The sequence below is a fragment of the Pseudoalteromonas sp. BMB genome, assembly GCF_001709235.1.
GTDB lineage: Bacteria > Pseudomonadota > Gammaproteobacteria > Enterobacterales > Alteromonadaceae > Pseudoalteromonas > Pseudoalteromonas maricaloris.
Window position 1 is genome coordinate 43,147 of the sequence record NZ_MBQA01000194.1, and the last position, 8,022, is coordinate 51,168.

The 8,022-nt window shown below is 41.8% G+C and carries 4 protein-coding genes and 1 tRNA gene; 2 read left to right on the top strand and 3 right to left on the bottom strand.

The features are described from left to right. The first annotated feature begins 294 nt into the window (after positions 1-294). Positions 295-3,219 carry a TonB-dependent receptor domain-containing protein gene (locus tag BB427_RS19205; protein ID WP_069022614.1) on the top strand — a complete coding sequence of 975 codons (2,925 nt, stop codon included), beginning with the start codon at positions 295-297 and terminating at the stop codon, positions 3,217-3,219. Between the two features lie 184 nt (positions 3,220-3,403). Then, entirely contained in the window at positions 3,404-6,085 is a 2,682-nt protein-coding gene (locus BB427_RS19210; protein WP_069022615.1) for an ATP-binding protein, read from the top strand. On the opposite strand, the gene rimI is transcribed toward BB427_RS19210, so the two are convergent. From rimI to BB427_RS19225, 3 genes are all read right to left on the bottom strand, one after another. Continuing rightward, positions 6,077-6,523, bottom strand: coding sequence for a ribosomal protein S18-alanine N-acetyltransferase (gene rimI, locus BB427_RS19215; protein WP_069022617.1), 447 nt, complete (start codon positions 6,521-6,523; stop codon positions 6,077-6,079). The two genes, BB427_RS19210 and rimI, sit on opposite strands and share 9 nt — an antisense overlap. Next, positions 6,513-6,809: a hypothetical protein gene (locus tag BB427_RS19220; protein WP_010374644.1), complete on the bottom strand. Its 297-nt coding sequence runs from the start codon at positions 6,807-6,809 to the stop codon at positions 6,513-6,515. The genes rimI and BB427_RS19220 overlap by 11 nt, the downstream gene beginning before the upstream one ends. 64 nt (positions 6,810-6,873) lie before the next feature. Then, positions 6,874-6,950 (bottom strand) — tRNA-Trp (locus BB427_RS19225). Between the last annotated feature and the right edge of the window lie 1,072 nt (positions 6,951-8,022).

The following is an 8,022-nucleotide window of genomic DNA, read 5'->3' on the forward strand; positions in this document are numbered from 1 at the left end:
TCAAATATAAATTTATTGTTTTCAAAACAATAACAGCATTTGTGAACACTCACTAACCGTAAACAAAAGATGACACAAAGACGAGCTGTAACCACATGATTAATAAGAATAAAACCAAAACAGGAACAGCAAAATCACACATTACACCTTTTATAAACATCATACACATTTAGACAAAAACCATATTTAACAATTGTTTATGGTAAAAACGCTGCACCTATATTGCGATATCTCCTCTTTCAAATGTATGGAAAGAGTTGACCGTCGTTATAAACAAAGTAAATAAGGGTCAAAATGTTGAAGAAGTTAAATCTAGTTACCGCGGGTATCCAAGTTGCTTTAGTGGCCGGTGCCGTAAGTAGTTCAGTAGCTGTTGCAAACGAACAGACAGAAGCAAAATCAGTAGAGCGTATTCAAGTTACAGGTTCTCGAATTAAACGTGTAAACCTAACTTCGCCGACTCCAGTTACCGTTATCGGTGGTGTGGAGCTTGAAAACCAAGGCATCACAAACGTAAATGACCTTTTAGCTGAAATGCCTCAAGCAACAGTTGGCTTATCTCCAGAGAATACTACTAGCTATATCTACGCATCAGGCTTAAATACAACTGACCTACGTGGTTTAGGTTCAGAGCGTACATTAGTACTAGTTAATGGTCGTCGTTTTGTGCCTGGTTCTGTTGGTGACACTGCAGTAGATTTAAACAACATCCCTACCTCTATTATTGAGCGCGTAGAAATCGCAACGGGTGGTGCAGCAGCAGTATACGGTGCTGACGCTGTAGCTGGTGTTGTAAACATCATCACTAAAAAGTCATTCGATGGTATAGAAGTTGATGTGTCTACAGTAAAGCCTGAACAAAGCGGTGGTGAGGAATATTTCTTCTCTATTACTGGTGGCCAAGAACTAGAAAAGCTATCTTTCATTACCTCTTTAAACTACACCAAAAATGAAAGCTACGCGAAACTAGACCGTGACTTCTTCAAGCGCGGCATGAGATCTATCTCTAACCCTGCAAATACAGGTGGTAGTGACGGTATTCCTGCTGATATCGAGTTTAATCACCCAACAGCACTTGGCTATTACTCAGAGCGTGGTGACTTCTTTGCTTGGACTGGTACAAAGACACGTGAAGCGTTTGAGAACCACCACTTCACTTTCGATGAAGACGGTACAATGCGTCCATTCGATTACGGTCTTGGTCTAATTGATGATCCTAACCCAGCTATTTCAAAGCGTGCTGCTGGCCGTTACACGTACGACGAAGCAAACCCGGGTGATGCTATCTTCAGACACGGTTATAAAGATTATTTCCGCACACCTCTTGAGCGAATGATCGGTACTCTTTACGGTACTTATGAGCTGAATGATGAACATGCACTAACATTTGATGCGACTTATTCTAAGACAGAAGCAACAACTGAAAGTAGCCCTGCATTCTTCTCACACACAATCCGTCGCGATAGCGCATTTGTAAACGATGCCATGGGTAAAGTGATGGATGACGCAGGTCTAGACTCTGTAACACTTTATCAAGCAAACGAAAACTTATGGGGTGACCGTAAGTATAACCAAGAGCGTGAAGTATTCCGTTCATCAATTGGTGCTGAAGGCATCATTAACGATGACTGGAGCTACAGCACATACTTCCAATTCGGTCGTATCGAACAAGACACGCTGTGGACTGGTGAAGTTTATAAAAACAACCTAGCTAATGCGATTGACTCTGTATTAATCGATGGTCAAGTTGTGTGTGCTACCCGTGATGCTGACGGTAACGTGACTGGTGCACGTGAAGGTTGTGTACCATTCAACCCAATGGGTGCAACAAGCGCAACTCAGGAACAACTAGGTTACATTTCAACGACTGCAACTCGTTTTGCAAGACACGACCAAGCAGTATTTGGTGCAACGGTTGATGGTGTATTATTTGAATTACCTGCAGGTTACGTAAGTGCAGCGTTTACAGCTGAGCACCGCCGTGAAGTTGCTAAGATCCGTCCATCTGAAAACATGGAGCAGGGCCTTATTAAAGGTAACTCAAGCCTACCTATGGATGGCGAAATCGAAGTTAAAGAATTCTCAGCAGAGGTTTCTGTACCGCTACTGATGGATGAGTTCCTAGCTACTGACCTTACTTTTGAAGGTGCATACCGTTACATGGATTACTCTGTAACAGGTGGTGACGATGCTTGGAAACTAGCACTAAACTGGGGTGTGACTGACGAACTACGTGTACGTGTAAACCGTTCTAAATCGGTACGTGCGCCAAACCTAGGTGACCTGTTTACTCCAAACTCTAAAACTTACAGCTCAGGCCGTGCAGACATTTGTCGCGCAGATTCAATTGCAGAGTTAAGCAGTGACTACAAGTACAGAGATAACATCATCAACAACTGTCAAGCTGCTGGTCTAGCTGCTGGTTGGATGCCTTCTGATGAATGGTTATCTGGTGGTAGCTTACCTGGTTACATTCAAGGTAATACTGAGCTGAAAAACGAAGTATCTAATGACTACACTATCGGTGTAATTTACACGCCAGAGTTTGTTGAAGGCTTGGATCTTACTGTTGATTACTGGTCATTTGAAATCGATGGTGCAATTGAGTACTTTGGTCGCGACAGTATTAAGCTATGCTACGAAGCATCTTCTCTAGATAACCCGTTCTGTAGTAACTTTGTTCGTAACAAAGATACTGGTGAAATTGAGAACTACTATGCGCGTCCAATTAACGCAGCACAAATCACCAAAAAAGGCATGGACTTTGAATCTGCATACAAATTTGACGCATTAAACGGTGAGTTTGCACTTAAACTAACTGCGACTTATTTGATTGAAGATAACCAAAACTCAACTGGTCGTGCGGAAGACTTCCGTAACTACATGGGTGAAACGGATGACGCACCACGCTGGAAAGGTCGTTTCAGCGCACTGTACACGCATGATGATTCTGCATACGTAGTAACAGTAAACTATCGCCACAGCACTGTTGAAGATAACGAGTGGACACCTGAAGATAACAACTTCAATGAGGTTTCTTCTTATACTACTGTAGATTTCATGTATAAAACTTACTTGGTTGAAGATCTACAACTACGTGTTGGTATAAATAACGTATTTGATAGAGAGCCGCCTCGTACACCTTACACATACGATGACGGTGAATTCTTCGATGTTAAAGGTCGTCGTCTATCACTAGGTATGAAGTATAACTTCTAATCTGCTGTAAAATTACGATCCGAAAGCCTCCTTTTTGGAGGCTTATTTATTTAGCCCCCACCTTTTATCGTATTTTCGACGCAATTGGACAAACTTGAGTATTCACCTCTCCCCGCTTATGATTTAATACTCATGTTAATTTTTTTGTCATTAAGATTTCGTGTAGCAAGGCAGCTAGTTATCCATGAAAACAAGCAAGTTAAGTATTCGACTCCTTTGGTATATCACCCCGCTTGTGATATTACCCTTGCTGTTTCTTGGCGGATTTACGCTCACGAATGTAACTAGCTCAACGCAAAAACAAGCCAAGCTCATTGTTAGTCGTTTCGTTGAACAACAACAGCAGAAGATGTTCAATTATATTGAGATCTACCAGTCAACAACAAAACTGCTCTCAACCTCTCCAGTACTTAGTGACTTTCTTAATTCGGCCAACCTTGAAAGGATGGAAAAAACCAAGCGATTAGGTGCACTGATGGATGTATTTGCCAGTTATAGTGAAGCCTACCCAGATATTATCAGCATCAATCTTTTATCTCCCAATGGCAGAAGCTCTGCATTTTATTCCAGTAACTTAGGCGAAGCGCCAAACCTCTACCCTTTCGCCAAACAAATCATGCAAAGTAACTTGCGCCAACATCAATTTATGGTTGCTTCAAGTGCAGGTACACAGCTGTATTTTGTCCAGCAAATCTACAGCGTAGATTACGAACTCAAGCAACCTAGACAACAAGGTTATATCGTCGTACAAGTCTCTCCATCTCTTTTAAGTACCAGTATTCTCGAAGCACCGTACGACAATACGCTAAACCTATTAGTGAGCATTGATGGTGAAGTGTTATTCAGCTCAGATACGAACCTCATTGGCCACTACTTAAGCGCCAGTGAAATAGAAGAAATTGGCTATATTGCTGACCTTGGCCAATTAGACTCTACCGTTATTCATAGTATTGATAGTGTGGAAAGGATGACCTACAGCGCGCAACTAAGCGGAGGCTACTTTTATATTTCAACGATCCCTAAATCACTACTTTATCGCTCAGGTAAAACCATTAGTCTGATCACAGCATTGATCGTTATTTTATCTGTCGTTACATTGCCAATTTTGATTTTTATCGTGGTCCGCAACCTGTTGCTCAACCCCATAGAATTACTGGGGGAAGCGAGCCATAGAGTCGGAGATGGTGACCTAATGGTGGCGCTACCGGAGCATAACAGTGACGAAGTTGGCATCCTTTTTCGAGATTTCAACCATATGATCGGCCAAATTCGTACCTTTCAGCGAGAGCTTGAGGATTACAAAGAGCACTTGGAAGAAAAAGTTGAAGACAGAACCAAAGAATTAGAAGAGACCAATAGCAAGCTAGAAGTTGCTATTGTAGAAGCCGAGCAAGCAAACCAGCTTAAAAGTCGCTTTTTAGCTAACATGAGTCATGAGATACGTACCCCGCTGACTGCTATTATGGGGTTTACCGAGCAGCTTATACAGCATCCTAATTCTCCGACCTCAAAACAGCACCTAGACACAATTTTAAGAAACTCTAAACACCTTTTAGAACTTATCAATAATATCTTAGACCTTTCGAAAATTGAGGCTGAAAAGCTGGATGTGGAAGAATCAGAGGTCTTGGTAATGCCACTCATCAATGATATTGAATCCATCATTGAGCCGATGACGAATGAAAAACTACTGAACTTTTCCACAGAATTTATTCTACCCTTGCCTGACAAGCTTTACACCGACATTACTCGCTTAAAACAAATCTTGCTTAACATCGCAACAAACGCGGTGAAATTTACTGAGTACGGTGGCGTTCATTTAAAGGTGGAATTTAAACCAGAATCTGAAAAGTTTATCTTTAGCATCAAAGACACCGGAATTGGCATGTCACAAAATGAGCTAGAGCGCGCATTTAAGCCTTTTGAGCAAGCCGACACAACAACAACTCGACGCTTCGGTGGCACAGGACTAGGTCTTTGTATATCAAAGAATTTAGCACAACTGCTTGGTGGTGACGTGCATGTTCAAAGCCAACAAGGCACAGGAAGCTTATTTTCTGTTGAGGTCTCTGGTAATTTCAAAGAGCGCTCGTACTCTTGGCTAAACGCACTTGAGCGACCAAGACAACCGGATAACAGTAAAACCCATATTGCGGCGGTAAAAGAGCTTGATGCCAAAGTGCTTGTTGCGGAAGACAACCCCGATAACCAAGAGCTTATTACGCTGCTACTGTCTAACTGGGGCATAGTTCCTGATATTGCTAATAACGGTGCTGAAGCGGTTGAGATGGCGCTGGTTGAAGACTATCAACTGATCTTAATGGATATGCAAATGCCAGTCATGGGTGGTGAAGAAGCAACGCAAATGCTCAGACATGCCGCCTATGATGGACCAATCATCGCGCTTACCGCCAACGTAATGAAACACGACATAGACAACCATATTAAAGCAGGGTGTGATGCCACTCTTGGCAAGCCGATAGATAAAGAATTGCTAGGTAAATTGCTACTAGAGTACCTTGAACTTCAAAATGATAAGTCCTCTTCATGGGATGCCTTATTAAAAACCGAAAAGTTCTTACAGATAAGTCGTAATTATGTCGAAAAGCTACCGTCACAGCTAGTTGAGCTGCAAAAGCTTTACGATAAACAAGAATGGGAATCTTTAAGGGCACTGGCACATAGTATCAAAGGCAGCGCGGGTTGCTTTGGCTTTATGAATATTCATGAAGCCGCAGGGGAACTAGAAACCAGTTTGCAAAAAACACAAAACAGTAACCGCCATTACTATTTACTTAAGCTCACTGAGGCTATGCGCTACACCCTATCAATAGACCAGCCAACAGATAATAGTCACTTAGGCTAATGGTAAAGCCATTAGCATTGCATCTTCACGACCATGAGTGCTCGGGTAGTAGTTTTTTCTCAAGCCCATTTCGACAAAACCATAGCGATGATATAACGCGATTGCTGCAGTGTTTGACGCTCTAACTTCAAGGAAGATATTTTCTGCTTGCAAGCTCTCCGCTTGCGCTAACAAATCTTCCATTAATGGCCTCGCGTAGCCCTTACCTTGATAATTAGGACGAATACAAATATCCATCAAGGTTAAGTCTGGTCCCGCACGCTCTGCAACGTAGAAGCCCACCAGCGTATTACCATCGACAATAGCCGTATTAAAGTAACGACCGTGAAGGCAAGACTGCATGGTTTTCTCACTCCAAGGAAAAGCATGGCAAGCTTGTTCTACTTGCATAATCTCATTAAGTGGAAATTGTAGTAAACCACCTTGCTTAACTTGCATCTTGTTGACTCCAGATTAATTGCCACAACTCACGCTTTTGAGCCGTACTTAGTTGTGCACTTGGTAAACTTAATTGGTTATTCTCAAGTGAAATCGTGTTACCCATGATAACCTCAATTTTTCTACCCATTACCAATTCAAAGTCCTGTAACAAAACAGTCGGTAAAGCTATTTGCTGAAGCTCATTCGCAGCAGTAGCAACGACAGCGTTAGGATCAAGATGTGCAAATGTAGAATTTAGCTTTAGCGGTACAATATCAAGAATATCTGCGTAAATCGGATTCATAGCTAAGCAGTTTAATTTTTTAAGGGAGTTTACTTTGAAAATATGCGAAGTGCAAAATAAGAAGTGGCAGGGGCGGCAGGACTCGAACCCGCAACCATCGGTTTTGGAGACCGCTGTTCTACCAATTGGAACTACGCCCCTGCAATGTCGACGCATTATAAAGCGCTTTTTTGAAAGGTAAAGTGAAAAATCACTTTTTTGATTCAACTGCTTCTAAAATAAGCAAAAGGGCGAATATTTATCATATTCGCCCTTTTCTTAAGCTGGGTGCTAACTCATTTTAGAGCCATTATTCCCACTTGAAGATCAACAGAAGAAAATATATCTACATAGCAGCTAGTTAGAAAGCTAGCTGTTCTCGATACCATCACCTATACCATGCGCAGAACTTTTTGATTTTTTGCTGATAGTTTAGCTTTAGCCTAGGCCGAAGATTCTTGTATATCACGACGAAGCTCTTGTATCTCTTCAACACTCAGCCGTCGCGGACCCGACGCAATTCTATCCATCTTGTGCCTCCAACCGGTAACCATACACTTTAAGTGGTTCGTCAAAACGTGAGTTACCAGCAGAGAACTTAGAGGATATTTTTTGATTGTTTTTCATACACACCTTGAAAACCATCAATATTGCTCAAAGATCACACAACGAGGAATAACCTCGTTAAATAAAAGGATCAAATCATGGGTTTGAAACCAGGACCAAAACCAAAAGCCAAATCGACTGGCAAGCCAGATCAACGTCGACGTGACAACAAAAAAACTCCAGGAAACACTCCAGGCCTAAAGCCGAGTAAATCCTCGAGCAAGTAACTCTACCTCAATATCGAGTCAGTGTAAGCGGTACTGACTCTTGTTGTTAAAACCCGCTTCTGCCCCAAAATGAGTTAACGTAAATGCTCTAAGGGCGGCTTTGAGCGAAAAGCTGACGTTCATCCTTTCACCTAAACCTCTGTATATACATCCATAACTATTGAATTTCTTCCATAGTCAGGAAAACGACCCTGTGGGTCGTTTTTGTCGTGTTCACATTTAGATCAATGTAACGTAACTTCAATGCTGGTAAGTACTTCCTAAATTTGCTATCAATAGTCATGGGACAAAAATGAGACAGATTGCTGTAGAAAAACGACCCAATCGCTCGATATTAAATTGTTAGAAGCCTATGAAGTTTAGAGTTCGAGAAGAAGGTACGCATTTCTATTTAAATGAAA

What these genes read in the sequence shown, in the direction of transcription:
- BB427_RS19205 (WP_069022614.1), top strand. Translation starts at nt 295, where the DNA reads ATGTTGAAGAAGTTAAATCTAGTTACCGCGGGTATCCAAGTTGCTTTA.
- BB427_RS19210 (WP_069022615.1), top strand. Translation starts at nt 3,404, where the DNA reads ATGAAAACAAGCAAGTTAAGTATTCGACTCCTTTGGTATATCACCCCG.
- rimI (WP_069022617.1), bottom strand. Translation starts at nt 6,523, where the DNA reads ATGCAAGTTAAGCAAGGTGGTTTACTACAATTTCCACTTAATGAGATT.
- BB427_RS19220 (WP_010374644.1), bottom strand. Translation starts at nt 6,809, where the DNA reads ATGAATCCGATTTACGCAGATATTCTTGATATTGTACCGCTAAAGCTA.